Consider the following 25,555-nt stretch of genomic DNA (forward strand, 5'->3'; position numbering starts at 1 on the left):
TCAAGAGATATTCCCATGAGTAAACAATTCGACGTCGTCGTCATTGGTGGTGGTCCCGGTGGCTACATCGCAGCGATTCGTGCTGCACAACTCGGTTTCCAAGTCGCTTGTATCGACGAATGGAAAAACGCAGCCGGTGGCCCAGCGCCCGGTGGCACATGTACCAACGTGGGTTGCATTCCCTCTAAGGCTTTGCTGCAGTCCAGCGAACACTTTGACCATGCCAACCATCACTTCGCAGAGCACGGCATCACTGCCAAGGACGTGAAGATGGATGTGGCCAAGATGATTGCCCGCAAGGACAACGTTGTGAAACAAAACAATGATGGCATCTTGTACCTGTTCAAGAAAAACAAAGTCACTTTCTTCCACGGTCGTGGCAGCTTTGCTGGCAAGGCTGAAAGCGGCTACACCATCAACGTGGCTGGCAAAACAGAAGAGTCCATCACAGCCAAGCAAGTCATCATCGCCACAGGCTCGAACGCCCGTGCGTTGCCCGGCACACCGTTTGACGAAGTCAACGTGTTGTCCAACGACGGTGCATTGCGCGTGGGCGCTGTACCTAAGAAGTTGGCCTTGATCGGCTCAGGCGTGATCGGTTTGGAGATGGGTTCTGTGTGGCGTCGACTCGGCGCTGACGTGACCATCCTCGAAGGCCTGCCCACATTCCTCGGCGCTGTGGACGAGCAAATTGCCAAAGAAGCCAAGAAAGCATTCGACAAGCAAGGCTTGAAGATCGAACTCGGCGTGAAAGTTGGCGAGATCGTCAACGGCAAGAAGGGCGTCACCGTCAACTACACCAACGCCAAAGGCGAAGCTATTGTGTTGGATGCTGACAAGCTCATCGTATCCATCGGACGCGTGCCTAACACCATCGGCTTGAACGCCGAAGCCATTGGCTTGCAACTCGACGAGCGCGGTGCGATTGTTGTGGACGGCGATTGCAAAACCAACGTGCCCGGCGTGTGGGCGGTGGGCGACGTGGTGCGTGGCCCGATGCTCGCGCACAAAGCCGAAGAAGAAGGCGTTGCTGTGGCAGAGCGCATGGCAGGCCAACACGGTCACGTCAACTTCAACACCATCCCTTGGGTCATCTACACTAGCCCCGAAATCGCTTGGGTGGGCCGCACTGAGCAACAGCTCAAGGCCGACGGTGTGGCGTACAAGGCCGGCACGTTCCCGTTCCTCGCGAACGGCCGTGCACGCGCTTTGGGCGACACCACCGGTATGGTCAAGTTCTTGGCCGATGCCACGACCGACGAAATCTTGGGCGTGCACATGGTGGGCCCACAGGTGTCAGAGTTGATCTCTGAAGCTGTGGTGGCGATGGAGTTCAAGGCTTCTGCCGAAGACATCGCACGCATTTGCCATGCACATCCTTCGTTGTCTGAGGCAACGAAAGAGGCTGCTTTGGCGGTGGATAAACGCACGTTGAATTTCTAAGCAAATTCATCCGTCTTGCGTCTAAAAAGCCCGCTGGCAACAGCGGGCTTTTTTCATGGGCAAGGCACAATAGAGCCCTATGTCAGCCAAACAACCCGTCCACGAAAACTACCTCAAAGAACTCGAAATTCGAGGCTTCAAAAGCGACCCTGCGCAGTTGCGAGCGATTGATGCCCTAGAGCGTTGCGCCAGCGAGTGGGCCGCTTACAAAGAGAAGCGATCCAACGCGTTGAAGAAGATGGTCAACCGTCCCGCTATTCCGCGTGGCGTGTACATGTTTGGTGGGGTGGGGCGCGGCAAAAGCTTTTTGATGGATTGCTTTTTCGAGGCTGTGCCGATCAAGCGCAAAACCCGTTTGCATTTCCATGAGTTCATGCGTGAGGTGCACCGTGAGCTGCGTGAACTGCAAGGCACGGTCAACCCGCTGGATGTGTTGGGCAAACAAATGTCCAAGCGGTACAAGCTGATTTGCTTTGACGAATTTCACGTGGCCGACATCACGGACGCGATGATCTTGCATCGCTTGCTTGATGCCCTGTTTGACAACGGTGTGGGCTTTGTGACCACCTCTAACTTCAAGCCGGATGATTTGTACCCAGGCGGGATGCACCGCGATCGCATCATGCCGGCGATTGCGTTGCTCAACAAAGAGCTGGAAATCATCAACGTCGACAACGGTACTGACTACCGTCGTCGCACACTGGAGCAGGTAGAACTCTATTTACGCCCATTGGGTGAAAAGGCCGATGCGGCGATGACTGATGCCTTCAACCGCTTAGCCGAGTGCCAAGACGAAGACCCTGTGCTGCACATTGAGGCCCGCCAAATCAAAGCGCGTCGTCGCGCCGGTGGTGTGGTGTGGTTTGACTTCAAAGACTTGTGCGGTGGCCCTCGTTCGCAAAACGACTACTTAGAAATTGCCAGCCAATTTCATACGGTGCTCCTCAGCGATGTGCCACTCATGCCTGTGAACAAGGCTGCCGAAGCTCGCCGCTTCACTTGGCTGGTAGATGTGTTGTACGACCGTCGCGTCAAGCTCATGTTGTCAGCGGCTGTGCCCCCTGAAGAGTTGTACACCGAGGGCCCGATGTCGCACGAGTTCCCGCGTACGGTGTCTCGCTTGAACGAGATGCAATCGGCTGAGTTCTTGGCGTTGGAGCGTCGTACCGTGGATACGGGGTTGACATGAAAAAAGAGATTCTTTTCTTCACCTGCGCGGCTTGTATTTGGACAGCTTCTTACTCGCAAACGCAAGTGCCTGCGAGTGCGCCAAGCTTAGAAGCGCGTCAAGCAGAAGGTCAGCGCTTGTCTGCACTCAGGCAAAAGCTGGAAGACACCTATCAACAAGAGCTCAAGGCTTGCTATCAAAACTTTGATGTGACGAGTTGTCGCATTCAAGCACGCGAGCGTCGCATCCAAGCCAATGCCGCTTTGCGCAAGGAAGAGCTGCGTTACAACGCCACTGAGCGCCGCATCCAAGCCGAAGAGGCGGTGCAGCGGACAGAAGAAAAAACCAGCGAAGCCAAAACCAAGGAAGCGCAAGCCAATCGCGCGCAAGCCGTTCAAGCGAGCAAAGACCGAGCCGATGCCAATGCACAAAAGCAAATGGAGCATGAGCTGCAAGGCACCAAACGCGGTGAATACGAGCAAAAGCAACGCGAAGCTGCACAGCGCCGTGCCGATGTAGAAAAGAAATTGCGCGAACGCACCAAAGAACCCGCAGCGCCGCTGCCAGTGCCTGGCCGATGACACATCCCTTGCGCGACTTGGTGCAAGAAGCCTTTGCACCGCTGGGTGTGTTGGCACGCGCCACTGACCATTTCAACCCGCGCCAAGGTCAAACTGACATGGCGCTCGCTGTGGCCGATGTGGTGGCACACGGTGGCAGTTTGGTGGTCGAGGCGGGAACAGGTGTCGGCAAGACCTTTGCCTATTTGGTGCCAGCGTTGCTGAGTGGTGAGCGCGTGTTGTTGTCTACCGCCACAAAGGCCTTACAAGACCAACTCTTTGCGCGTGATTTACCGCGTTTGGTGCAAGCCCTCAACTTGCCCATTCGCTTGGCTTTGCTCAAAGGGCGCTCCAGCTACCTGTGTACGCACCGCATGGAAATGGCGCGACGCGACACACAAATCCCTGACCGCCACACCGTGCATTTGTTGTCGCGTGTGGAGACATGGTCACTCAGTACGCGCACGGGGGACTTGGCCGAGTTGCCCGGTTTGGATGAGCGTTCACCTTTGATTCCGCTCATCACGTCCAACCGTGAAAACTGCTTGGGCTCGCAATGCCCCAAGTTCAAAACGTGTCATGTCAATGCTGCTCGGCGTGAGGCGCTGGGGGCAGACGTGGTGGTCATCAACCACCATTTGTTTTTTGCCGACATGGCCGTGCGCGAAACCGGCATGGCCGAGTTGCTGCCCAGTGTGCGCGTGGTGATTTTTGATGAGGCGCACCAGCTCAACGAAGTGGGTGTGAATTTTTTAGGTCACCAATTGGGGACGGCACAGTTGCTCGATGTGACGCGTGACATGTTGGCCACCGGGTTGCAATTGGCGCGTGGCTTAGCCGATTGGCAAGGTGTGTGCTCAGGGCTGGAGCGCGCTGCTCGCGAGCTGCGCTTGATGGGCGGCAAACGCATGGGTGCGGTCAAGCTGCGTTGGACCGAGGAGGCGCCGGAGGGCATTCACGCGGGCGCATGGGAGCAATCGCTGCAAGATGTGGGCGTTGCTTGCGTACAAGCTTTGCAGGCACTCGATACGGTGAGTGAAATTGCTCCCGACTTCATGCGCCTGCATGACCGTGTGGCTGAAGTGGCTAAACGTGTCGATGCCTTCTTGAATCCGTGTGCACCCGATGCCGTGCGTTGGGTGGACGTGAGCGCATCGCAAATGCGTTTGATGGAAGCACCTTTGGACATTGCTGAAACTGTGCGTGAACGTTTGATGAAGCAGTCAGCCGCCATGGCAGAGGATGGCGCAGACCAAGAGCCGCCCCCTTGGCACGATGAACCTATGTTCGACGATGCTGTGGCCTCGCACGAAGCAGAAGACGCATCCAGCACACATGATCACGATGCCGAAGCTTCTCCGTTTGAGAGCGCGTTTCCCATGCGCCCCGCAGAAGACACGCGTCCACGCAGCTGGGTGTTCACCTCGGCCACTTTGGGGGACGACCCACGCCTGCGTTGGTTCACCGAGCCTTGTGGCTTGGAGTCCGCCACAATCTTGCGCGTGAGCAGCCCGTTTGATTACCCTGCACAAGCCTCGCTCTATGTGCCACGTGACATCGTGCGCCCCAATGACCCCGCGCACAGTGCGCAGGTGGCAGCCATCGCCAGCGATGCTGTGCGTCGCTTGGGTGGTCGCACCTTGGTGCTCACCACCACCTTGCGTGCCTTGCGTGCGATTGGCGATGTGATGAAACAACAGCTCGAAGGCTCAGGCATCGAGGTGTTGGTGCAAGGTGAATGGCCCAAGCGTCATTTGATGGAGCGTTTTCGCGAAGGTGCGAAAGTGGGTGAGGGCGGTTGCGTGTTGGTGGCCTCAGCCACGTTCTGGGAAGGCTTTGATGTGCCGGGTGATGCGCTGCAGCTGGTCATCATCGACAAGCTGCCGTTTCCGCCGCCGAACGATCCATTGGTCGAGGCGCGCAGCAAGCGCTTAGAGTCCCAAGGCCGCAGCCCGTTCAACGACTACTTTGTGCCAGAGGCTGTGGTGGCTTTGAAGCAGGGGGCTGGGCGGTTGATTCGCACCGAGTCTGATCAAGGGGTCTTGGTGCTGTGTGACAACCGTTTGGTCACCACAGGGTATGGCCGTCGTTTGATGGCGGCTTTGCCGCCCATGCGTCAGTTGCAAACGACTGAGGCGTTGGCTCAGTCGTTGGAGGCGCTCAACCTAGACTTTATTTCCAGAACTTCCACCACGACTTTTTAGTCGCTGCGCGCTCTGGGTACAAGAAGGCTGTATTGGGGTAGGTGGTTTCTAACACGCGTTTGGTGTCATCGCGCAACTGGTTCAGACCTAACTTGTCGTAGGACTGCACCATGATGAACAAAGCTTCTTCGACCGCTGGCACATCGCGGAACTCCTGCACCGTAGTTTGTGCGCGGTTGATCGCCGCTACATAGGCGCCACGTTGGTAATAGAAGCGCGCCACGTGGACGTCTGAACGCGCCAGTGAGTTTTTGATAAATGCCATGCGCAAGCGTGCATCTTCTGCATACTTTGAGCTTGGGAATCGATTCACCAATTCGCGGAAGGCTTCAAACGATTCTTTCGCTTGCTTAGGGTCGCGTTCAGCTAAATCTTGTTCGGCGACAGATGACATGAGTCCCAAGTTGTCGTTGAAGTTGACCAAACCTTTGAGGTACAGCGCATAGTCCATTGCTGGACTGGCAGGGTGCAGCTTGATGAAGCGGTCCAGTGTGGCGACAGCTTGCACGGGTTCGTTGGTTTTGTACTGTGCCCATGCTTTGTCTAGCTGAGCTTGTTGTGCCAAAGGCGTGCCCGCAGCACGGCCTTCGAGCTTTTCATACATGCCAATGGCTTTGTCGTAACCGCCCGCGGCCATTTCGTCTTTGGCCTCGTTGTAGAGCTTGTCGTTGCTCCAGTCTTTGGTGGGGTCGTAGTTGCTGTCGGCGCATCCTGTGAAAAGAATAGCAGTCGATAGGCCAATGGCCATCCACACAGTCGATAATTTGAGTCGTAACACCACAGGTCAACCTCTTGAAGCAAAGTAAATCCATTCTATCGGCTCAGCCACCATCCCCCACGCCTGTTCAGGAGGATGTTTTGCTCGATGAGCATGTCGACCTCATCGACGGGCCAGAGGTGGAAACCCGTGAACTCTCCATCCCCAACGATTTGCATGGCGAGCGTCTAGACCGCGCTCTGGCTGTGTTGTTGCCTGAGTTCTCGCGCAGCTTCTCTCAGCAGTTGCTCAGCGAAGGGTGTGTCAGCTGCGTGTTGCCCACCTCTCGCGTGATGACCAAGGCCTCGGCCAAGGTGCGTATGGGCGAGCGTTATCAACTCATCTTGAGGCCTACGCCGCAGAGTCAGGCTTTCAAACCAGAAGACATCCCGTTGGACGTCATTTACCAAGACGAAGATCTGCGTGTGCTGTTCAAGCCAGCAGGTTTGGTGGTACATCCTGCGCCCGGTAACTGGAGCGGCACACTGCTCAATGGCTTGCTGGCCTTGGACCCACAAGCGGTGATGCTGCCCCGCGCGGGCATCGTGCACCGCCTTGATAAAGACACCAGTGGCTTGATGATCGTAGCGCGCACGCGTCGCGCCATGGATGCCTTGGTGGCCATGATTGCAGAACGTGAAGTGCACCGCGAATATTTGGCCGTGGCCTACCGCAAATGGAGTGGCACACCTGTGCGCGACATCGTGGCTGCCATTGGCCGCGACTACCGCAACCGCTTGCGCATGGCTGTGGTTGATCTGGAGCGCTTGCCAGGCAAAGAAGCCCACACCACCTTTGAATGTCTGAGCAGTCAAGAAGAAGCTTGTTTGGTGCAATGCACCTTGCACACAGGCCGCACGCATCAAATTCGCGTGCACATGGCGCACTTTGGTCATCCGCTGGTGGGCGATTCGCTTTATGCAGGGCCGATGACGCTTGGCATTGACCGCCAAGCCTTGCATGCTTTCCGCCTGAGCTTTGACCATCCCATCACCGGCGAGCCTCTCAAATTTGAAGCGCCATTGCCTGACGATATGGTCAATTTACTGGCCGGTTTGGGCCTCAAGCGCCCCGACTAGGTCTTTCCAGCCACCTCCGTTACAATATAGGCTCACGCTTGTGAAAGCGGTGAGCCCTTTGGCTCTGACTCGTGCCATGCCCCGCATGGCCCTTACTGCCTCGAGATGAATTTTCGTAGGCCTTTTCCTCGACCCTTGACCCGGAACTCTCACGATGAACACCGTGGATGCCAAGCGCGTACTTGAGACCGCCCTGATTTGTTCGCACCAACCCATCCAGATTCGCGATTTGCGCGTGCTGTTCTCTGACGCCTTGGGCGCAGACACCATTCGCACCTTGCTGGAAGAAATGCAGCTCGACTGGGCGCAGCGCGGCGTTGAGCTGGTGCAAGTGGCCACCGGTTGGCGCTTTCAAAGCCGCCCAGAAATGCGTGAATATTTGGACCGTTTGAACCCTGAGAAGCCTCCTAAATACTCACGTGCCGTGATGGAAACCTTGGCCATCATTGCCTACCGCCAACCGGTGACCCGTGGCGACATGGAAGACATCCGTGGCGTGACCGTTAATTCACTCGTCATCAAACAACTCGAAGACCGTGGCTGGGTCGAAGTGATTGGCCACCGCGAAACCGTGGGCCGTCCTTCTTTGTACGCCACCACACGCCAGTTCTTGGACGACTTAGGCTTGGCCTCACTCGACCAATTGCCTGTGTACGACAGCGCCCAGGCGCAAGCCAACGCCTTTGCCCGTTTGGGCGAAGACGACCCATCTTTACAAATGAACATGGCCCTTGAGTCTGCTGATGCGACTGAAGTTGCCACGCCAGTCGAAGGCGAGGCGGTTGCAGAAGTGGCCGCACAAGCCCCAACGGCGCTCAGCGACGATGCCCCTATTTTTGAACTTTCCTCACCCAGAGACCCCGCCCCAACCGGCGACGACACGCATGAACACTAAACACCACGACCTGGGTGGCAAGCCAACCGAATCACACGACGAATTTTTGGATGACGACGACACCGCGTTTGACTTTGACGACGTCGTTTCTGGCGAGTTCGATGCCGAGCTGATCCGCGCCGAAGCTGCGCCAGAAAAGCGAGTGCTCTTGCCACAACCTGAATCGCCGAAGCTGCACAAAGTCTTGGCCCAATCGGGCATGGGCTCGCGCATCGAGATGGAGCGCCTCATTGCCGAAGGCCATGTGGCTGTGAACAACGAAGTGGCCCACACCGGCCAACGCGTGCAGTTTGGTGACCAGATCAAGGTCAATGGCCGTCAGCTCAAGGTGCGCATTGCACCACCGCCACCGCGCGTGATCGCGTATCACAAGCCTGCGGGCGAAGTGGTGACCACCGATGATCCACAAAACCGCCCGACTGTTTTCCGCCGCTTGCCCCGCCTGTACCAAGGCAAATGGCAATCCGTGGGCCGTTTGGACTTGAACACCGAAGGCTTGTTGCTGTTCACCAGCTCTGGTGAGTTGGCCAACCAGCTGATGCACCCACGCTTTGGCTTGCAACGCGAATACGCGGTGCGCTCGCTGGGCAAACTCAGCAAAGACCAAAAAGAACAGCTCATCACGGGCATTCAGCTCGACGATGGTCCAGCCCAATTTGGCTCGATCGAAGAGGGCGGTGGCGAAGGTTCTAACTGCTGGTACCGCGTCACCATTTCTGAAGGCCGCAACCGCGAAGTGCGCCGCATGTTCGAGGCCGTGGGCCACGCCGTGAGCCGCCTGATTCGTATTCGTTACGGCGCTATGGTGTTGCCACGCGGCTTGAAGCGCGGCGCGTTTGTAGAGCTGGGTGAGCGCGACATTCGCGCGCTGATGGAAGCCGCTGGTGCTGAAGCACCGATGCAAAGCGGCCCCTCACGCCATGACCGCAGCGAGCGCGCCAACAGCCGCCGTCGCGGCAACAGCATTGGTCCGCGTCCATCCACACCGCGTGCGGCTGAAGAGCGCAGTGGCCCCGAGCGTTTGGTGCGTACAGAGCGCCGCCGCGGTGGCAAAGCGCCAGAGCGCGCACCACAGCCAGATCCAATGCAAACCTCAGTGGGCTACATCGGTGCAGACAGCTACGCCGAGGAGCGTCAACGCAAAAAAGATGGCCAAAAAGCATTCAAAGCCGGCCTGGTCGGTGGTCCACGTCCTTCCAGCAGCGGTCCACGCCGCGGTGGCTCGGCAGGGGGCAGCTTTGGTGGTGGCCGCTCGGGCGGCGGCAACGCTGGCGGTTCAGGTGGCAATCGTGGCCAAGGCGGGCGAGGCGGCCGATAAATCACACGCAAGATGCACCAAAAACGCTTGCCCGTTCAAGGGAAATCCCTTGAAACGGTTAAAATAGCGGGCTTCGCACATCGCGTATAAAAGTTTCAATCACAGTCAATACAGGAAAATCCAAATGACCGAACGTACTCTCTCCATCATCAAGCCAGACGCAGTTGCTAAGAACGTCATCGGCCAAATCTACGCACGCTTCGAAGCTGCTGGCTTGAAAGTTGTCGCAGCTCGCATGGCTCACCTGTCACGCGGCGAAGCCGAACAGTTCTACGCTGTGCACAAAGCGCGTCCTTTCTTCAAAGATTTGGTTGATTTCATGGTCTCCGGCCCTGTCATGATCCAAGTGCTCGAAGGCGAAGGCGCAATCTTGAAAAACCGTGACTTGATGGGCGCTACCAACCCTAAAGACGCTGCTCCTGGCACCATCCGCGCTGACTTCGCTGACAGCATTGATGCCAACGCTGTGCACGGTTCTGACGCCGCTGAGACTGCCGCTGTCGAAATCGGCTTCTTCTTCGCTGGCATGAACGTTTACGGTCACTAAGAGGCAATTGGTGTTGCTGCTTGCAGCAATGCCTAAGCAAAAAAATGACGGCCAACCTGCTTGATTTTGATCTCGACGGTTTGGCCGTTTTTTGTGAGCGCTTGGGCGAGAAACGCTTCCGTGCCACGCAGCTGTTCCGGTGGATCCACCAAAAAGGCGCACAAGACTTTGATCAGATGTCTGATCTCGCCAAGTCGCTGCGCGAGAAGCTGAAGACCTGCGCACAGGTTCAGCCACTCACTCCTATTTCCCGACACGACTCCGCCGACGGCACCATCAAATGGTTGTTCGACGTGGGTGACGGCAACGCCGTTGAAACCGTGTTCATTCCCGAAGACGATCGAGGCACTTTGTGCGTGTCGTCGCAAGCCGGTTGCGCCGTGGGTTGTCGCTTTTGCTCCACGGGCCACCAAGGCTTTAGCCGCAACCTCACCACTGGCGAAATTTTGTCGCAGCTGTGGTTTGCCGAGCACACGCTGCGCAAACAGTTCAACACGACTGAGCGCGTCATCTCCAACGTGGTGATGATGGGCATGGGCGAGCCGCTGCAAAACTACAGCGCCTTGGTGCCTGCGCTGCGTTCGATGTTGGACGACCATGGTTACGGTTTGTCACGCCGCCGCGTGACGGTGTCTACCTCGGGCGTGGTGCCCATGATGGACCGTTTGGGCGAAGACTGCCCCGTGGCCTTGGCCGTATCACTGCATGCACCCACCGATGCTTTGCGCGACAATTTGGTGCCGCTCAACCGCAAATACCCTTTGCATGAATTGATGGACGCTTGCCGCCGCTATTTGGCGCACGCCCCACGTGACTTCATCACCTTTGAATATTGCATGTTGGATGGCGTGAACGACCAGCCCGAACACGCGCAAGCCTTGATTGATTTGGTCAAGCCCAAACGCGGTTTAGGTGAGAGCGTGCCTTGCAAATTCAACCTCATTCCGTTCAATCCATTTCCAGCCTCGGGTCTCACACGTTCCAGTGCCGCCACGGTCAAAGCGTTTGCGGCGCAGCTCAGTGAAGCCGGCATCATCACCACGGTGCGCAAAACGCGCGGTGACGACATTGATGCCGCGTGCGGCCAGCTTGCGGGTGACGTGAAAGACCGCACCAAGGTCGATGCCCGCATGGCCAAGCAGCGCGTGATTCCACTGACACAGGTGTCGTCATGAGCGTGTGGTATGCGATCAGTGGCCTTGCCAGTTGCACGTCAAGGAGCTTGGCAAGTGGCGCGTTGCTTTGGCTTGCCACTGCTTGTGGTCTGGTCGCATGCACAAGTGCTACGCCGCAGCTCGACACGCTCACGCAAGTCGAGCCCGACAGCACCCGCCAACGCGCGATGCGCCGCCTGAGTTTGGCCAGTGCGTATTACGAACAAAACCAAAACGACGTAGCGCAGCAAGAAGTGCGCGCCGCTTTGCAAATTGACGCGAACTATGCCGATGCGTATAGCTTGCTTGGACTGATTCACCAGCGCGCAAAAGCGCCTGCTTTGGCGCAACAAAGTTTTGAGCAGGCCCTGCAGCTGGCGTCTCAGCCGCCTGTGCGCTCAGCCGAGCTAGGTGCCATTCAACACAACTACGGTTGGTTCTTGTGCGAACAAAACCGTTTTGCAGAAGCACAAACCCAGTTGGGCCGTGCGCTGTCGCAACCGGGCTACGCCAGTGCTGACAAAACAAACAAAGCCATTGAATTTTGTAAAAAGCGTGCGACACCCGCTGACACGCGCCAACACAATCATTGAACAAACCCCTCATTCTTTTTTGAAGCCTGATGACTGAAGAAACCACCACATCGACTACCTCGAGCACGACAGCTGGAGCCTTGTTGCGTCAACTCCGCAAAGACGCAGGGTTCAAGCTCGACGTGTTGGCGCAAGCCTTGCGCGTGTCACCTGCCAAGCTAGAGGCCTTGGAGTCCGACCATTTGGATGCGTTACCAGACGCCATGTTTGCGCGCGCCTTGACCTTGGCCGTGTGCCGCCAATTGAAGACCGATGCAGCCCCCGTGCTGGCCTTGTTGCCCACCCAAGATGTGTCGCGCTTAGCAGCTAAAAACGAACGTGGTTTGGACTTTCCTTTGGACCGTCCTTCCTTTTTACCGCAGTCCAGCTTTGTCGCTGTGGCACGTTTGTTCACCCCCATGCGTTGGGCGGCTGTGGCTGTGTTGGTCTTGGCCTTGGGGATTGGTTTGTGGCCAGAAATTCATGGCTTGTTGGTGTTCAAAGACGATCCCACCGCGGGTACCGTGGTGGTCCCCGTGGAGCCTGCCATTGCTTTGCCTTCCACCGAAGTGCCTGCGCCCGTGGTTGACAACGTGTCCGGCAACATGGTGGTGACCACGGTTCATTCGGCAGCCGTGTCCGCACAAGCGGCCAGTGCTGCAGCACCTGCCAGCGCACCGGGAGCCTCGGATGGTAAATAACGCGCACACCCAAGGCTTCGCCTTGCCTCAAACGCACGGCATTGCGTTGTCACAACCCAAAGCACGCCGCAGCTTGCAAGCCCGCGTGTCATGGGGCGACCACGTGGTGACCGTGGGTGGCGATGCGCCTGTGCGCGTGCAGTCCATGACCAACACCGACACGGTAGACGCGATTGGCACGGCTATTCAAATCAAAGAATTGGCATTGGCCGGTTCTGAATTGGTGCGCATCACCGTCAACACACCCGAGGCAGCTGCCGCCGTGCCGTACGTGCGTGAGCAGCTCGACAAGATGGGCATCAACGTGCCGCTGATTGGCGACTTCCATTACAACGGCCACCGTTTGCTGACCGAATTTCCAGACTGTGCGCAAGCCTTGTCCAAGTACCGCATCAACCCCGGCAACGTGGGCAAGGGCGATAAGCACGACAAGCAATTCGGCCAGATGATTGAAGCCGCGATGCGCTACAACAAAGCTGTGCGCATTGGTGTGAATTGGGGCAGTTTGGATCAAGAACTGTTGGCCCGATTGATGGACGAAAACGCTTTGCGTGCGCAGCCCTTTGAAGCCAAGCAAGTGATGTACGAGGCGCTCATCACCTCCGCCATCGACTCAGCTAAATTGGCACAGAGCATGGGCATGCCCGCTGAACAAATTTTGCTCAGTTGCAAAGTCAGTGGTGTGCAAGACCTGATCGCGGTTTACCGTGAGCTGGCTCAGCGCTGCAACTATCCGCTGCATTTGGGCCTGACCGAAGCGGGCATGGGCACCAAGGGCACAGTGGCTTCGGCCACGGCTTTGTCTATTCTTTTGCAAGAAGGTATCGGCGACACCATTCGCGTCTCGCTCACACCTCAGCCCGGCGAAGCCCGCACGCAAGAGGTGGTGATTGCTTCTGAGATTTTGCAAGCCTTGGGGCTGCGCACCTTCGTGCCCAGCGTCACGGCTTGCCCTGGCTGTGGTCGCACCACCAGCACGACCTTCCAAGAAATGGCCAAGTCGATTGACGACTTCTTACGCGCGCAAATGCCTGTGTGGCGCACCCAATACCCCGGGGTGGAAAACCTCAAGGTCGCGGTGATGGGTTGTATCGTGAATGGCCCTGGCGAAAGCAAGCATGCTGACATTGGCATCAGCCTGCCTGGCAGCGGAGAAGCGCCTGCAGCGCCCGTGTTCATCGACGGCGAAAAAGCCATGACCTTGCGCGGCGACAACATCGCGCAAGAGTTCCACCAAATTGTTGAAAACTACATTGAAAAACGCTTCGGTTAATCCGTGCGCCTGCCTATCGTGACGACAGAAAACAAAACAACAAAACCTGCCAAAGCCCAAGCCTTGACCGCTGTCAAAGGCATGAACGACTTGTTGCCTCCAGCCTCAGCCCAATGGGAATGGTTGGAAGAGAAGGTTCGCGGTCTGATGGCACGCCACGCGTATCGCAACTTGCGCACACCCATCGTTGAACCCACCGCCTTGTTTGTGCGTGGCTTGGGCGAGGTGACCGACATTGTGGAAAAGGAGATGTACTCCTTTGAAGACCGCCTGAATGGCGAGCAGCTCACGCTCCGCCCAGAGGCCACAGCCGGTGTGGTGCGTGCAGTGGTTGAGCACAACATGCTCTACAACGGTGGTCAGCGCCTGTATTACATGGGCCCGATGTTTCGCCACGAGCGCCCACAACGTGGCCGCTATCGCCAGTTCCACCAAATCGGCGCAGAGGCTTTGGGTTTTCCTGGCGCCGAGGTGGATGCCGAGCTCATTTTGTTGGCTGCCACGCTGTGGCAAGAACTGGGTTTGCAAGACGTGCGCTTGGAGCTCAACAGCTTGGGCCAACCCGACGAGCGTGCGGCGCATCGCACTGCTTTGATTGCTCACTTAGAAGCTCATGTCGATGTGCTGGACGAAGAAGCCAAGCGCCGTTTGCACACCAACCCCTTGCGCATCTTGGATACCAAAAACCCAGCGATGCAAGCCGTGGTCGAAGCCGCACCGAAGTTGATCGACTTTTTGGGCGAGGCTTCACTGGCTCACTTCAACGCGGTGAAAGCCATTTTGGATGCGAGTGGCGTGGCCTACCGCATCAACCCACGCTTGGTGCGTGGCATGGACTACTACAACCTCACCGTGTTTGAGTTTGTGACCGACCGCTTGGGCTCGCAAGGCACCATTTGCGGCGGTGGCCGTTACGACTATCTGATTGAGCAAGTGGGAGGCAAGCCTGCGCCCGCCGTAGGCTGGGCCTTGGGTGTGGAGCGTGTGCTGGAGTTGCTCAAAGAGCAGGGCACATTGCCCGAGGCTGTGGGGCCTGATGTGTACGCCATCGTGCCCGACGCGACTGCATTGCCTGTTGTGTTCAAAACCATCCAAATCCTGCGTGCGCAAGGCATGTCCGTGCAAATGCATGCGGGGGCAGGTGAAGGAATGGGCAGCATGAAATCGCAGTTCAAAAAAGCCGATGGCAGCGGCGCACAGTTCGCCCTGATTTTTGGCGGCGATGAGTTGGCGCGCGGCGAAGTTACCCTCAAAGCCTTGCGCGATGGCGCGGGTGCGCAAGAGGCGTTGCCCTTGGCAGACGTTACCACCCGTGTGGCTGCCAAACTTGCGCAGGGCGTGGCCCCGTCTCAAACCGCTGGCTGATAAGCCGAGCCCTACAATTCGCTAAATTTTTAAGTCAAAGCATTCACACCATGTCATCGCACCTCAACCTTGAAGACCAAGAACAAATCGACGAACTCAAGCACTTTTGGAAAAACTGGGGCGACCTCATCACGTGGCTGCTGATTGCCGTGTTGGGCGGATATGCCGCTTGGATGGGTTGGCAGTCTTACCAAGGCAAACAAGCGGCCCAATCTGCGGCCTTGTATGACACGGTGGAACGCGCCGCGTTGAGTGGCGACATTGCTTTGCTTGACCGCTCGGTGAGCGACATCAAAGACAAATTTGCCGGCACTACTTACGCTCAACAAGCCGCTTTGTTGGCCGCCCGCGTTTACAACGACAAGGACCGCAAAGCCGATGCCAAAGCTCAGCTGAGCTGGGTTGTTGAGAAAGCCAGCGACGAGGGCTACCAAGCCTTGGCACGTTTGCGTTTGGCTGCTTTGTTGGTGGAAGACAAAGCGTATGACGAAGCCCGCAAGCAACTCACTGCCAAAGTGCCAGAAGCCTTCGCCCCCTTGATGGCCGATCGCTTGGGTGACTTGGCCATGTTGCAAGCGCAACCGGCTGAAGCTGTTCAACACTACAAAAATGCGTGGAAGGGCTTTGAGCCCAACGCCGAGTACCGCCGTTTGGTGGCTGTGAAATTGTCTGCTTTGGGCGCAGACCCTGAAGATACAGCTGCCGTGGAGAGCAAAAAGTGAACACAACAACGTCTCGCTGCCTATCTCTGACACGCGTTGCGCTAGTTGGCGCGTGCGTGGCCTTGGCTGCATGCTCGGGTCCTTCGCGTCCTAAGCCCACCGAAATTCCTGGCGTCCCCGTGTTGCAAGACATGCGCACGAGCTGGACCGCCAATGTGGGCAAGGTGGACTTCCCCTTGGTCGTGTCAGCTCGCGAAGATCGCATTGCTCTGGCCAACAGCCAAGGCGTGGTGGCCGTGTTGGACGCCGCCACCGGCAAAGACATTTGGCGTTTGAAGTTGGACCAAGCTATTTCAGCGGGCGTGGGCAGTGATGGCCAACAGCTGGCAGTGGTGACTCGCAACAACGAACTGGTTGCGTTGCAAGACGGCAAAGTGCAATGGCGCAAGAGCTTGCCTGCGCAATCGTTTACCGCGCCTTTGGTGGCGGGTTCACGCGTGTTTGTGCTGACAGCAGATCGTTCAGTCATCGCGTTTGATGGTGCGACAGGTCGCCAACTCTGGACCCAGCAGCGCCCTGGCGAGCCTTTGGTGCTGAAGCAAGCAGGTGTGATGCTTGCATTCAAGAACACCTTGGTGGTCGGCCTGTCTGGTCGCTTGGCGGGCATTGACCCCAACACGGGCGTAATTCGTTGGGAATCAGCCATTGCCACACCGCGCGGCACCAACGACGTGGAGCGTTTGGTCGACTTGGTCGCCCCGTTTGACCGCGTGGGAGACGTGGTGTGCGTGCGTGCCTTCCAGACCGCTGTCGGTTGTGTGAATGCAGACCGTGGTCAAGGCGTGTGGACACGTCCGTCCGCAGGCGAGATGGGCGTGAGTGGCAACGACACCTTGCTGGTCGCGCCACTGTCCAACGGCGTGGTGCAAGCGTTCAATCGCAGCAATGGCGAACGTCTGTGGGACACCGAGCGTTTGAAATACCGCATCTTGAGCGCACCACTGGTCACGCCGCGCGGCGTGTTGGTGGCTGACAACGGCGGCTGGTTGTATTTGCTGTCACTCGCTGACGGCGCATTGCTCAACCGCATCAAGCTCGATACCGAAGAATTGGCAACTGCCCCTGTGTTTGCAGGTGGTCGCTATGTGGTGGTCACACGCGAAGGTCGCGTGACTGGCCTCCAAATCCCGTAATTGGGAAAGTTAAAGGATTAAGTTTTGAAACCCGTATTGGCCTTAGTGGGCCGCCCCAACGTTGGTAAGTCCACGTTGTTCAACCGTTTGACCAAATCGCGTGATGCGATCGTGGCCGACTTCGCAGGCTTGACCCGCGACCGTCACTACGGCAACGCCCGTTTTGATAAACACGAATTCATCGTCATTGACACGGGCGGCTTTGAGCCCACCGCTGACAACGGCATCTACAAAGAGATGGCGCGTCAAACGCAACAAGCCGTGGCCGAAGCCGATGTGGTGGTGTTTGTGGTGGATGCGCGTGGCGGTATTTCTGCCCAAGACCACGACATTGCCAACTACCTTCGCCGCTTGGGCAAGCCCACCATTTTGGTGGCCAACAAAGCCGAGGGCATGAAAGAGGGCGCTCAGCTGGTTGAGTTCTACGAGCTGGGCTTGGGCGAAGTGTTGCCTGTGTCCGCCTCGCACGGTCAAGGCATTCGCGACATGATGGCGCAGGCCTTGGCACCGCTGAATTTGGCTGACCCTAACGAAGAAGATGCCGACGCAGACAACGGCACCATCAAGCTCGCTGTGGCCGGCCGCCCCAACGTGGGAAAATCGACCCTCATCAACACGTGGTTGGGTGAAGAACGCTTGGTGGCGTTTGACATGCCGGGCACCACACGTGACGCCATCAGCGTGCCATTTGAGCGCAATGGCCAAATGTTTGAACTCATCGATACGGCTGGTTTGCGCCGCAAAGGCAAAGTGTTTGAAGCCATCGAGAAGTTCTCGGTGGTCAAAACCTTGCAAGCCATCGAGTCGGCGAACGTGGTGCTGTTGTTGCTCGACGCGACCCAAGGCGTGACCGACCAAGACGCGCACATCGCAGGCTACATCTTGGAAAGCGGCCGTGCCGTTGTGTTGGCTGTGAACAAATGGGACGCCGTGGACTCTTACCAGCGCGAATTGCTGATGCGCTCGATTGAGACGCGTTTGCCGTTTTTGAAGTTTGCGGCCATGCACTTCATTTCCGCCAAGAAACGCCAAGGTTTGGGGCCGTTGTGGGGCGCGATTGCGCAAGCCCACAAAGCGGCGATGTGCAAGATGCCAACGCCTTTGCTCACACGCTTGTTGCTAGAAGCCGTGCAGTTTCAGTCACCACAGCGCGGCGGCATGTACCGCCCCAAGCTGCGTTATGCCCACCAAGGTGGCATGAATCCGCCCATCATCGTGATTCACGGCAATTCGCTGGAGCACGTGACCGAAACCTACAAACGGTTCTTGGAAGGGCGATTCCGCAAGGCCTTTAATTTAGAAGGTACCCCCTTGCGAATTGAGATGAAGACCTCAAGTAACCCTTACGCAGGCAAAGACGACTGATATTACAAGCCCTCTAGCTCTGTGGTAACGTGGCATTTCTTTCAACTACACAGACACGGAGCATATCGTGAACACCGAAAACTCAAAGAACAAAGGCCAACTGTTGCAAGACCCATTTTTGAACATCCTGCGCCGCGAGCATGTGCCCGTGTCCATCTACTTGGTCAACGGCATCAAGCTGCAAGGCCAAATCGAATCGTTTGACCAATACGTCGTGTTGCTGCGCAACACCGTGACGCAAATGGTTTACAAACACGCCATCTCGACCATCGTGCCGGGCCGCGCTGTCAACTTCAACCCCACCGACGGCACAGGCAGTTCGCCTGAAGTCTGAGCTTGAACGCTCTGCAAAAAGGGCTGTTTCAGCCCTTTTTTTACGCCTTATTTTCTAGACTGACCGCTTGAACGACACACCTCAAAAAACCGCCGGCGCCACCATTTTGGTAGGGGTCGATTTTGGCTTGCCGCATTTCGATGGCGAGCTAGAAGAACTTGGGCTTTTGGCCGAAACCGCGGGCCTGAAGCCTGTGGCGCGCATCACCTGCAAGCGCAAAGCGCCCGATGCTGCCCTGTTTGTAGGCAGCGGCAAAGCCGACGAAATCAAAGAGCTGGCCCTCATGCACGGTGCCACCGAAATCCTGTTTGACCAATCGCTCAGCCCTGCACAGCAGCGCAACCTAGAGCGTCACATGGGCGTGGCGGTGAACGACCGCACCTTGTTGATTTTGGAAATCTTCGCCCAACGCGCGCGCAGCCACGAAGGCAAGTTGCAAGTCGAGCTCGCCAAGCTGCAATACCTCAGCACGCGCTTGGTGCGCCGCTGGTCGCACTTAGAGCGCCAAAGCGGTGGTATCGGTATGCGCGGTGGCCCCGGCGAGACCCAGATTGAGCTGGACCGCCGCATGATCAATGATTCCATCAAGCGCACCAAAGAACGTTTGGACAAGGTCAAAAAGCAGCGCAGCACCCAGCGCCGCCAGCGCAACCGCCGCGATGCCTTCACCATCTCTCTGGTGGGCTACACCAACGCGGGCAAATCGACCTTGTTCAACGCCCTGGTCAAAGCCCGGGCCTATGCCGCCGACCAGTTGTTTGCCACCCTGGACACCACCACTCGTCAGCTGTATTTGGGCAATGCCGATGGCACGGGCCGCTCGGTCTCGCTGTCAGACACGGTGGGTTTCATCCGCGATTTGCCGCACGGTTTGATCGATGCTTTCCAAGCGACCTTGCAAGAAGCGGCGGATGCCACGCTGCTGATGCACGTGGTCGACGCGTCTAACCCCAATTACCCCGAACAAATGGTCGAGGTTCAAAAAGTGTTGGCCGAGATTGGTGCGGCCGATGTGCCGCAGGTCTTTGTGTTCAACAAGCTCGATGCCATGAGCCCCGAAACGCGTCCTGTGCAGTTACAAGACCATTACACGGTAGACGGCTTGAGCGTACCGCGCTTTTTTGTCAGCGCTCAAACAGGTGAGGGCGTCGCAGCTTTGCGTGAATTTTTGGCACAGGAAGCTCTGTCGACGATGCCTGAAGACCATGCAAATACGCAGGAATTGGAATGAGGCTTGAATCCTTAGGCACAATCGAAGACTTCAAAGAAAAAACAACGATGCGCATGAACTCCAACACCCACACGGTCAGCCCCAAATCTTGGTGCGCGCGACTGCTCGGCATGTTCAACCTCAACGATGGCCGCTGGGGTCGCGACAAAGACGGCAACCCCACGTTTGACCCCAATGGCAGTCAGGCCATTCCGCCTTCGAGCGACGAGAAAAAGCCGCAAGACGAACCCAAGCGCCCACCCGCAGCAGGCGCGGGCGGTCCGCCTGACTTGGATGAGTTGTGGCGCGATTTCAACGCCAAGCTATCAGGCTTGCTTGGCAATAAAAAAGGTGGCTCTGAGCCGCCAAACAACAACGGTGGTCCAACAGGCCCCGACTTCAAAGTGGCGCGTTTTGGTATCGGTGTGATTGGCGCTGTGGTGTTGGCCATTTGGCTCAGCACCGGTTTCTTCATCGTGCAAGAAGGTCAGCAAGCGGTCATCACGCAGTTTGGCCGCTACCACTCCACTGTGGGTGCCGGTTTCAACTGGCGTTTGCCTTATCCCTTCCAACGCCAAGAGCTGGTGTTCGTGACGCAAATTCGTTCGGTCGATGTGGGCCGTGACACCATCGTCAAGTCCACGGGCTTGCGCGAGTCGGCCATGTTGACGGAAGACGAAAACATCCTTGAAATCAAATTTGCCGTGCAATACCGTTTGACAGATGCACGCGCTTATTTGTTTGAAACCAAGAACCCCACGGACACCGTGGTGCAAGCTGCCGAAACAGCCGTGCGCGAAGTGGTGGGCAAGATGAAGATGGACGCTGCCATGTCCGACGAGCGTGACCAAATTGGTCCACGCATTCGCACCATCATGCAAGCCATTCTTGACCAATACAAAGTCGGTGTCGAAGTGGTGGGCATCAACTTGCAACAAGGTGGCGTGCGCCCCCCAGAGCAAGTACAAGCTGCGTTTGACGACGTGCTCAAAGCGGGTCAAGAACGCGAACGCGCCAAAAACGAAGCCGAAGCCTATGCCAACGACGTGGTGCCACGTGCTGTGGGTGCCGCTTCGCGTTTGAAGCAAGAAGCCGATGGTTACAAAGCCCGCATCGTGGCGCAAGCCGAGGGTGATGCGCAACGCTTCAAGTCGCTCGTGGGCGAATACCAAAAGGCGCCACAAGTCATGCGTGACCGTTTGTACATCGACGCCATGCAACAGATTTACAGCAACACCACCAAGGTGTTGGTGGACACCAAGCAAGGCTCGAACTTGTTGTATTTACCCTTGGACAAAATCATCCAGCAAACCAATGCAGCCAATGGCACAGCACCTGCTGCGTCACCTGCTGACGCTGCGCAAAATGCCGCCAACACACCCGCTAACCCAAGCACGCCTGCCACAGATGCGCGCGCACGCGATGGCCGCGCACGCGACCGTGATGGCCGTTGATAGGGGACACGAACATGCAACAAAACAAAATCGGTTTTTACATTTCCTCTGCCTTCGTGGCTTTGGCGCTGCTCAGCTCCACCCTGTTTGTGGTGGACCAACGTCAGTTTGGCGTGGTGTATTCCTTTGGCCAAATCAAGAACGTCATCACTGAGCCTGGCTTGAACATCAAGCTGCCGCCACCGTTCCAAAACGTGAGCTACATCGACAAGCGTTTGCTCACGCTGGACAACGCGGACACCGAGCCCATGCTCACCGCTGAAAAGCAGCGTGTGGTGATTGATTGGTATGCCCGTTGGCGTATCACCGACCCATCGCAATACATCCGTAACGTGGGTCTGGACGAAAACGCCGGCGCTGTGCAGCTGGCCCGTGTTGTGCGCAATGCTTTCCAAGAAGAGATCAACAAGCGCACGGTGAAAGAACTGCTTTCATTGAAGCGCGAAGAGTTGCTGGCCGATGTCAAGCGCGAAGTGTTGACGGCAGTCAAAGGTGCCAAGCCTTGGGGCGTGGACGTGATTGACGTGCGCATCACCCGTGCTGACTATGTGGACGCCATCACTGAATCGGTGTACCGCCGCATGGAAGCCGAGCGCAAGCGCGTGGCCAACGAGCTGCGTTCGACCGGTGCCGCCGAAGGCGAGAAAATCCGCGCCGATGCAGATCGACAACGCGAAGTGACTGTAGCCAATGCCTACCGCGAAGCGCAAAAAATCAAAGGCGAGGGCGACGCCGAAGCCGCGCGTTTGTATGCTGACTCGTTTGGCCGCGATGCTAACTTTGCTCAGTTTTACCGCAGCTTAGAAGCCTACAAAACCACGTTCAGCAAAAAGAGCGACGTGATGGTGGTCGACCCATCGAGCGACTTCTTCAAAGCCCTGCGTGGCAGCAGTGGCGGCAGCGCCCCAGCGCCTAAGAAGTAAAAGGCCCCTCGTATGAGCTTGGACAGCGATACGCTGTGGGTCGCGTTCGGGTTGATGCTCATTTTTGAAGGCATCTTCCCCTTCGTGTCGCCCCACGGTTGGCGCGACAAAATGGCCCAACTCATGGTGTTGGAAGACGGTCAGATCCGCTTTTTCGGCTTGGTCTGCGTCATGGTCGGTCTTTTGATGCTCTGGTGGCTGGGTTGAGGGCGTTTAGCCCTGTAAAATCTCGGTTTTAACAGCCTCCCTTAATTACATGTCTGCTTGGGTTCTGCCGGATCACATCGCCGATGTTCTGCCTTCTGAGGCCCGGCACATCGAAGAGCTGCGTCGCTTGTATCTCGACACAGCTAGAGGTTATGGCTACGAGCTGGTCATGCCACCGTTGCTTGAGTACCTCGAATCATTGCTGTCGGGCACAGGCCGCGCACTCGATTTGCAAACCTTCAAACTGGTCGACCAACTCTCTGGTCGTACCTTGGGCCTGCGCGCCGACACCACGCCGCAAGTCGCCCGCATTGACGCCCATTTGCTCAACCGTACTGGCGTGACGCGCCTGTGCTACTGCGGCCCTGTGCTGCATACACGCCCAGACCGCCCATTCGCCACCCGTGAGCCTTTGCAGTTTGGTGCCGAAATTTATGGCCATGCAGGTATCGAGGCCGATCTTGAAGTGCTGCACTTGGCGTTGGACACCCTCAAAGCCGTGTCCATCCACCAATTCACGGTGGACTTGAGCGATGCGCGCATCGTGCCCGCGTTGCTCAATGGTGTGACCTTGACGGCTGACGTGCGCGATGCCTTGCACAGCGCCTTGGCCGCCAAAGACACTTCAGGCGTTCAAGCTCTCTCCAAAGACTTGCCTGCCAACGTGCGCACGGCATTGGTCGCTTTGGTCGGCATGTATGGCGATGCGTCCGTGTTGGCCCAAGCCGAAAAAGCATTTGCTGCATGGCCTGTGGTCATGCAAGCCTTGGCTGAGCTGCGCCAAATTGCCGCTGACTTGAGCGGTGTGGCCGTGACATTCGACTTGGCCGATTTGCGCGGCTACGCCTACTACAGCGGCGTGCGCTTTGCCATCTTTGTGCGCGGTGCCAGCGACGCCTTGGTGCGCGGTGGCCGCTACGACGAAGTGGGGGCGGTGTTTGGCCGTAAGCGTCCCGCCGTTGGATTCAGTTTGGACTTGAAAGAGTTGGTCAGCGTGGTGCCAGAGCGCGCCCTCAAAGCCGCCATTCGTGCGCCCTGGGGAACCGCCAAAGGTTTGCGCGAAGCCATTGCCACCTTGCGTGCCAATGGTGAAACCGTGGTCTGCGTGTTGCCAGGCCACGAAAGCGAAGTCGATGAATTTGACTGCGATCGTGAACTGATCGAAGTCGCCGGCCAGTGGGCAGTGCAAGCTGTTCCCGCTGGTCAAGCCCTTTAATTTTTTAAGTAATCGAGTGGATATGAGCACTACCCAAGGACAAACCGTGGCTGCAACCAAAGGCCGTAACGTCGTCGTGGTCGGCACCCAATGGGGTGACGAAGGCAAAGGCAAATTGGTCGATTGGTTGACCGAAACCGCCACTGGCGTGGTGCGCTTTCAAGGTGGCCACAACGCAGGACACACCTTGGTCATCAACGGCGTGAAAACCGCGCTGCACTTGATCCCCAGCGGCATCATGCGCCCGGGCGTGAAGTGCTACATCGGCAACGGTGTTGTGTTGTCTGCACCTAAGCTGCTTGAAGAAATTGCGGGCTTGGAAAAGGCGGGCGTGGAAGTGCGCTCACGCTTGCGCATCAGCGAAGCTTGCCCACTTATCTTGCCTTACCACGCCGCCATCGACATCGCGCGTGAAGCCGCCAAAGAGAAGGCCGGTACCGCCAAGATCGGCACCACAGGCCGCGGCATTGGCCCCGCCTACGAAGACAAAATTGCACGCCGTGCTTTGCGCGTGCAAGACTTGAAGCACCCCGAGCGCTTCGCCACCAAACTGCGCGAGAACCTTGAGCTGCACAACCATGTGTTGACCGACATCTTGCACGCGCCCGCTGTGGACTACGACACCGTCTATAACGAAGCTATGGCCTATGCCAAAGAAATCTTGCCGATGGTGGCAGACGTGTCACGTGAGTTGAACGAAGCCCACAAAGCCGGTGCCAACCTGTTGTTTGAAGGCGCACAAGGCACCTTGCTCGACGTGGACCACGGTACTTACCCCTTCGTCACGTCTAGCAACTGCGTGGCCGGTAACGCCGCTGCAGGTGCAGGCGTTGGCCCTGGCATGTTGCACTACATCTTGGGCATCACCAAGGCGTACTGCACACGCGTGGGCGGCGGCCCATTCCCCACCGAACTCGATTGGGAAAAAGAAGGCACGCCTGGTTACCACATGGCCACCATTGGCGCAGAGAAGGGCACGACCACGGGGCGCTCACGCCGTTGCGGTTGGTTTGATGCCGCGTTGCTCAAGCGCAGCGCACAAGTCAACGGCCTCACAGGCTTGTGCATCACCAAGCTCGACGTGCTCGACGGCTTGACCGAATTGCTCTTGTGCGTGGGTTACGAATTGGACGGCGAAACCATCGACATCTTGCCCATGGGCGCAGACGAGATTTCGCGTTGCAAACCCATCTACGAAACCATCCCTGGCTGGACCGACAGCACCGTTGGCGTGACCGACTACAACAAGTTGCCCAAAGCCGCTCAGCACTACCTCAACCGCATTGCTGACACCACTGGCGTGCCCATTCACATGGTGTCCACCAGCCCAGACCGTGACCACACGATCTTGCTGACACACCCCTACATCGCTTAATTTTTTAAAGGACTAGACCATGTTGACCGAAGACGGCAAACACCTGTACGTGTCGTACGACGAGTACCACAACCTCATTGAAAAACTCGCCATCAAGATTCACCAATCGGGCTGGGAATTCGACACCATCCTTTGCTTGGCCCGTGGCGGTATGCGCCCAGGCGACATCTTGTCGCGCATCTTCGACAAGCCTTTGGCCATCATGTCCACCAGCTCGTACCGCGCTGATGCAGGCACGGTGCAAGGCCATTTGGATATCGCCCGCTTCATCACCACACCTAAAGGCGAAATCGCTGGCAAAGTGCTGTTGGTGGACGACTTGGCTGACACCGGCCACACCTTGAAGGCGGTGGTGGACCAGCTCAAGAACAACTACGCACCCATCACCGAATTGCGCACTGCCGTGATTTGGACCAAGGGCGTGTCTGAATTCAAACCTGATTACTCGATGGACTATTTGGCCACGAACCCATGGATTCACCAACCGTTTGAGCCCTATGACAGCATGCGCCCAGTGGCTTTGTTGGAGAAGTGGAAGGTTTAACTTTCCCCTTGTTGGTTTTAAGAACTCCGCTTCGGC

Annotated in this window: 25 protein-coding genes; 24 read left to right on the plus strand and 1 reads right to left on the minus strand. The window is 57.2% G+C overall.

Features of this window, described 5'->3' with window-relative positions; all coding sequences use genetic code 11:
- The first annotated feature begins 15 nt into the window (after positions 1–15).
- From lpdA to LINBF2_RS05675, 4 genes are all read left to right on the plus strand, one after another.
- The gene (gene lpdA / locus LINBF2_RS05660; protein ID WP_104797509.1) at positions 16–1,443 is read left to right on the plus strand and encodes a dihydrolipoyl dehydrogenase; all 1,428 of its coding nucleotides are present in this window, start codon (positions 16–18) and stop codon (positions 1,441–1,443) included.
- Positions 1,444–1,522: 79 nt separating this feature from the next.
- Positions 1,523–2,632 (plus strand): cell division protein ZapE, encoded by a 1,110-nt coding sequence (zapE, locus tag LINBF2_RS05665; protein ID WP_281891086.1) that lies wholly within the window; start codon positions 1,523–1,525, stop codon positions 2,630–2,632.
- On the plus strand, positions 2,629–3,192 hold the full coding sequence (locus LINBF2_RS05670; RefSeq protein WP_281891087.1) for a hypothetical protein: 564 nt from the start codon (positions 2,629–2,631) through the stop codon (positions 3,190–3,192). The genes zapE and LINBF2_RS05670 overlap by 4 nt, the downstream gene beginning before the upstream one ends.
- Positions 3,189–5,375 carry an ATP-dependent DNA helicase gene (locus LINBF2_RS05675; RefSeq protein WP_281891089.1) on the plus strand — a complete coding sequence of 729 codons (2,187 nt, stop codon included), beginning with the start codon at positions 3,189–3,191 and terminating at the stop codon, positions 5,373–5,375. The genes LINBF2_RS05670 and LINBF2_RS05675 overlap by 4 nt, the downstream gene beginning before the upstream one ends.
- Here LINBF2_RS05675 and LINBF2_RS05680 read toward each other — a convergent pair.
- Positions 5,344–6,153: an outer membrane protein assembly factor BamD gene (locus LINBF2_RS05680; RefSeq protein WP_281891292.1), complete on the minus strand. Its 810-nt coding sequence runs from the start codon at positions 6,151–6,153 to the stop codon at positions 5,344–5,346. The two genes, LINBF2_RS05675 and LINBF2_RS05680, sit on opposite strands and share 32 nt — an antisense overlap.
- An 80-nt stretch (positions 6,154–6,233) precedes the next feature.
- Here LINBF2_RS05680 and LINBF2_RS05685 point away from each other — a divergent pair, with 80 nt between their 5' ends.
- The 20 genes from LINBF2_RS05685 to LINBF2_RS05780 all read left to right on the plus strand — a co-directional run bounded on the left by LINBF2_RS05685 (position 6,234) and on the right by LINBF2_RS05780 (position 25,519).
- The gene (locus LINBF2_RS05685) at positions 6,234–7,211 is read left to right on the plus strand and encodes an RluA family pseudouridine synthase (RefSeq protein WP_236657752.1); all 978 of its coding nucleotides are present in this window, start codon (positions 6,234–6,236) and stop codon (positions 7,209–7,211) included.
- 154 nt (positions 7,212–7,365) lie between these two features.
- Positions 7,366–8,106 (plus strand): SMC-Scp complex subunit ScpB, encoded by a 741-nt coding sequence (gene scpB / locus LINBF2_RS05690; RefSeq protein WP_104797504.1) that lies wholly within the window; start codon positions 7,366–7,368, stop codon positions 8,104–8,106.
- On the plus strand, positions 8,096–9,424 hold the full coding sequence (locus LINBF2_RS05695) for a pseudouridine synthase (protein ID WP_236657751.1): 1,329 nt from the start codon (positions 8,096–8,098) through the stop codon (positions 9,422–9,424). The genes scpB and LINBF2_RS05695 overlap by 11 nt, the downstream gene beginning before the upstream one ends.
- Before the next feature lie 124 nt (positions 9,425–9,548).
- The gene (ndk, locus tag LINBF2_RS05700) at positions 9,549–9,971 is read left to right on the plus strand and encodes a nucleoside-diphosphate kinase (protein WP_104797502.1); all 423 of its coding nucleotides are present in this window, start codon (positions 9,549–9,551) and stop codon (positions 9,969–9,971) included.
- A gap of 44 nt (positions 9,972–10,015) precedes the next feature.
- A complete protein-coding gene (gene rlmN, locus LINBF2_RS05705) occupies positions 10,016–11,146 on the plus strand; it encodes a 23S rRNA (adenine(2503)-C(2))-methyltransferase RlmN (protein WP_104797501.1) in 1,131 nt (376 codons plus the stop codon).
- On the plus strand, positions 11,143–11,718 hold the full coding sequence (locus LINBF2_RS05710; RefSeq protein ID WP_281891097.1) for a hypothetical protein: 576 nt from the start codon (positions 11,143–11,145) through the stop codon (positions 11,716–11,718). The genes rlmN and LINBF2_RS05710 overlap by 4 nt, the downstream gene beginning before the upstream one ends.
- Before the next feature lie 29 nt (positions 11,719–11,747).
- Positions 11,748–12,398, plus strand: coding sequence for a helix-turn-helix transcriptional regulator (locus tag LINBF2_RS05715; protein WP_281891099.1), 651 nt, complete (start codon positions 11,748–11,750; stop codon positions 12,396–12,398).
- Complete coding sequence (ispG, locus tag LINBF2_RS05720; RefSeq protein ID WP_281891101.1) at positions 12,388–13,671, plus strand: flavodoxin-dependent (E)-4-hydroxy-3-methylbut-2-enyl-diphosphate synthase; 1,284 nt, start codon at positions 12,388–12,390, stop codon at positions 13,669–13,671. The genes LINBF2_RS05715 and ispG overlap by 11 nt, the downstream gene beginning before the upstream one ends.
- An 81-nt stretch (positions 13,672–13,752) precedes the next feature.
- Positions 13,753–15,036, plus strand: coding sequence for a histidine--tRNA ligase (hisS, locus tag LINBF2_RS05725; protein ID WP_281891293.1), 1,284 nt, complete (start codon positions 13,753–13,755; stop codon positions 15,034–15,036).
- Between the two features lie 50 nt (positions 15,037–15,086).
- Complete coding sequence (locus LINBF2_RS05730) at positions 15,087–15,758, plus strand: tetratricopeptide repeat protein (protein ID WP_281891104.1); 672 nt, start codon at positions 15,087–15,089, stop codon at positions 15,756–15,758.
- A complete protein-coding gene (bamB, locus tag LINBF2_RS05735) occupies positions 15,755–16,891 on the plus strand; it encodes an outer membrane protein assembly factor BamB (protein WP_281891106.1) in 1,137 nt (378 codons plus the stop codon). Before LINBF2_RS05730 ends, bamB begins: the two co-directional genes overlap by 4 nt.
- 24 nt (positions 16,892–16,915) lie before the next feature.
- The gene (gene der, locus LINBF2_RS05740) at positions 16,916–18,256 is read left to right on the plus strand and encodes a ribosome biogenesis GTPase Der (protein WP_281891108.1); all 1,341 of its coding nucleotides are present in this window, start codon (positions 16,916–16,918) and stop codon (positions 18,254–18,256) included.
- Between the two features lie 67 nt (positions 18,257–18,323).
- On the plus strand, positions 18,324–18,590 hold the full coding sequence (gene hfq / locus LINBF2_RS05745) for an RNA chaperone Hfq (RefSeq protein WP_104797494.1): 267 nt from the start codon (positions 18,324–18,326) through the stop codon (positions 18,588–18,590).
- A 67-nt stretch (positions 18,591–18,657) separates the two neighbouring features.
- Positions 18,658–19,821: a GTPase HflX gene (gene hflX, locus LINBF2_RS05750; protein ID WP_104797493.1), complete on the plus strand. Its 1,164-nt coding sequence runs from the start codon at positions 18,658–18,660 to the stop codon at positions 19,819–19,821.
- Positions 19,822–19,874: 53 nt separating this feature from the next.
- Positions 19,875–21,254: an FtsH protease activity modulator HflK gene (hflK, locus tag LINBF2_RS05755; protein ID WP_281891112.1), complete on the plus strand. Its 1,380-nt coding sequence runs from the start codon at positions 19,875–19,877 to the stop codon at positions 21,252–21,254.
- Positions 21,255–21,268: 14 nt separating this feature from the next.
- Complete coding sequence (hflC, locus tag LINBF2_RS05760; protein ID WP_281891114.1) at positions 21,269–22,177, plus strand: protease modulator HflC; 909 nt, start codon at positions 21,269–21,271, stop codon at positions 22,175–22,177.
- A 12-nt stretch (positions 22,178–22,189) separates the two neighbouring features.
- Positions 22,190–22,384 (plus strand): DUF2065 domain-containing protein, encoded by a 195-nt coding sequence (locus LINBF2_RS05765; RefSeq protein WP_281891116.1) that lies wholly within the window; start codon positions 22,190–22,192, stop codon positions 22,382–22,384.
- A gap of 49 nt (positions 22,385–22,433) precedes the next feature.
- Positions 22,434–23,600, plus strand: a complete 1,167-nt coding sequence (locus LINBF2_RS05770) for an ATP phosphoribosyltransferase regulatory subunit (RefSeq protein WP_281891118.1) — start codon at positions 22,434–22,436, stop codon at positions 23,598–23,600.
- Between the two features lie 46 nt (positions 23,601–23,646).
- Positions 23,647–24,975, plus strand: a complete 1,329-nt coding sequence (locus tag LINBF2_RS05775; protein ID WP_281891294.1) for an adenylosuccinate synthase — start codon at positions 23,647–23,649, stop codon at positions 24,973–24,975.
- Between the two features lie 19 nt (positions 24,976–24,994).
- The gene (locus LINBF2_RS05780; protein ID WP_281891120.1) at positions 24,995–25,519 is read left to right on the plus strand and encodes a phosphoribosyltransferase; all 525 of its coding nucleotides are present in this window, start codon (positions 24,995–24,997) and stop codon (positions 25,517–25,519) included.
- Positions 25,520–25,555 lie beyond the last annotated feature (36 nt).

The organism is Limnohabitans sp. TEGF004, from assembly GCF_027924965.1.
In the GTDB taxonomy this organism is placed as follows: Bacteria; Pseudomonadota; Gammaproteobacteria; order Burkholderiales; family Burkholderiaceae_C; genus Limnohabitans.

Excerpts from the sequence above, each read along its gene's own strand:
- rlmN (WP_104797501.1), top strand. The coding sequence starts at position 10,016 with ATGACGGCCAACCTGCTTGATTTTGATCTCGACGGTTTGGCCGTTTTT.
- LINBF2_RS05780 (WP_281891120.1), top strand. The coding sequence starts at position 24,995 with ATGTTGACCGAAGACGGCAAACACCTGTACGTGTCGTACGACGAGTAC.
- LINBF2_RS05715 (WP_281891099.1), top strand. The coding sequence starts at position 11,748 with ATGACTGAAGAAACCACCACATCGACTACCTCGAGCACGACAGCTGGA.
- scpB (WP_104797504.1), top strand. The coding sequence starts at position 7,366 with ATGAACACCGTGGATGCCAAGCGCGTACTTGAGACCGCCCTGATTTGT.
- LINBF2_RS05765 (WP_281891116.1), top strand. The coding sequence starts at position 22,190 with ATGAGCTTGGACAGCGATACGCTGTGGGTCGCGTTCGGGTTGATGCTC.
- hflC (WP_281891114.1), top strand. The coding sequence starts at position 21,269 with ATGCAACAAAACAAAATCGGTTTTTACATTTCCTCTGCCTTCGTGGCT.
- LINBF2_RS05730 (WP_281891104.1), top strand. The coding sequence starts at position 15,087 with ATGTCATCGCACCTCAACCTTGAAGACCAAGAACAAATCGACGAACTC.
- hflK (WP_281891112.1), top strand. The coding sequence starts at position 19,875 with ATGAACTCCAACACCCACACGGTCAGCCCCAAATCTTGGTGCGCGCGA.
- lpdA (WP_104797509.1), top strand. The coding sequence starts at position 16 with ATGAGTAAACAATTCGACGTCGTCGTCATTGGTGGTGGTCCCGGTGGC.
- LINBF2_RS05675 (WP_281891089.1), top strand. The coding sequence starts at position 3,189 with ATGACACATCCCTTGCGCGACTTGGTGCAAGAAGCCTTTGCACCGCTG.
- zapE (WP_281891086.1), top strand. The coding sequence starts at position 1,523 with ATGTCAGCCAAACAACCCGTCCACGAAAACTACCTCAAAGAACTCGAA.
- LINBF2_RS05695 (WP_236657751.1), top strand. The coding sequence starts at position 8,096 with ATGAACACTAAACACCACGACCTGGGTGGCAAGCCAACCGAATCACAC.
- LINBF2_RS05770 (WP_281891118.1), top strand. The coding sequence starts at position 22,434 with ATGTCTGCTTGGGTTCTGCCGGATCACATCGCCGATGTTCTGCCTTCT.
- LINBF2_RS05710 (WP_281891097.1), top strand. The coding sequence starts at position 11,143 with ATGAGCGTGTGGTATGCGATCAGTGGCCTTGCCAGTTGCACGTCAAGG.
- hisS (WP_281891293.1), top strand. The coding sequence starts at position 13,753 with ATGAACGACTTGTTGCCTCCAGCCTCAGCCCAATGGGAATGGTTGGAA.
- ndk (WP_104797502.1), top strand. The coding sequence starts at position 9,549 with ATGACCGAACGTACTCTCTCCATCATCAAGCCAGACGCAGTTGCTAAG.
- ispG (WP_281891101.1), top strand. The coding sequence starts at position 12,388 with ATGGTAAATAACGCGCACACCCAAGGCTTCGCCTTGCCTCAAACGCAC.
- LINBF2_RS05670 (WP_281891087.1), top strand. The coding sequence starts at position 2,629 with ATGAAAAAAGAGATTCTTTTCTTCACCTGCGCGGCTTGTATTTGGACA.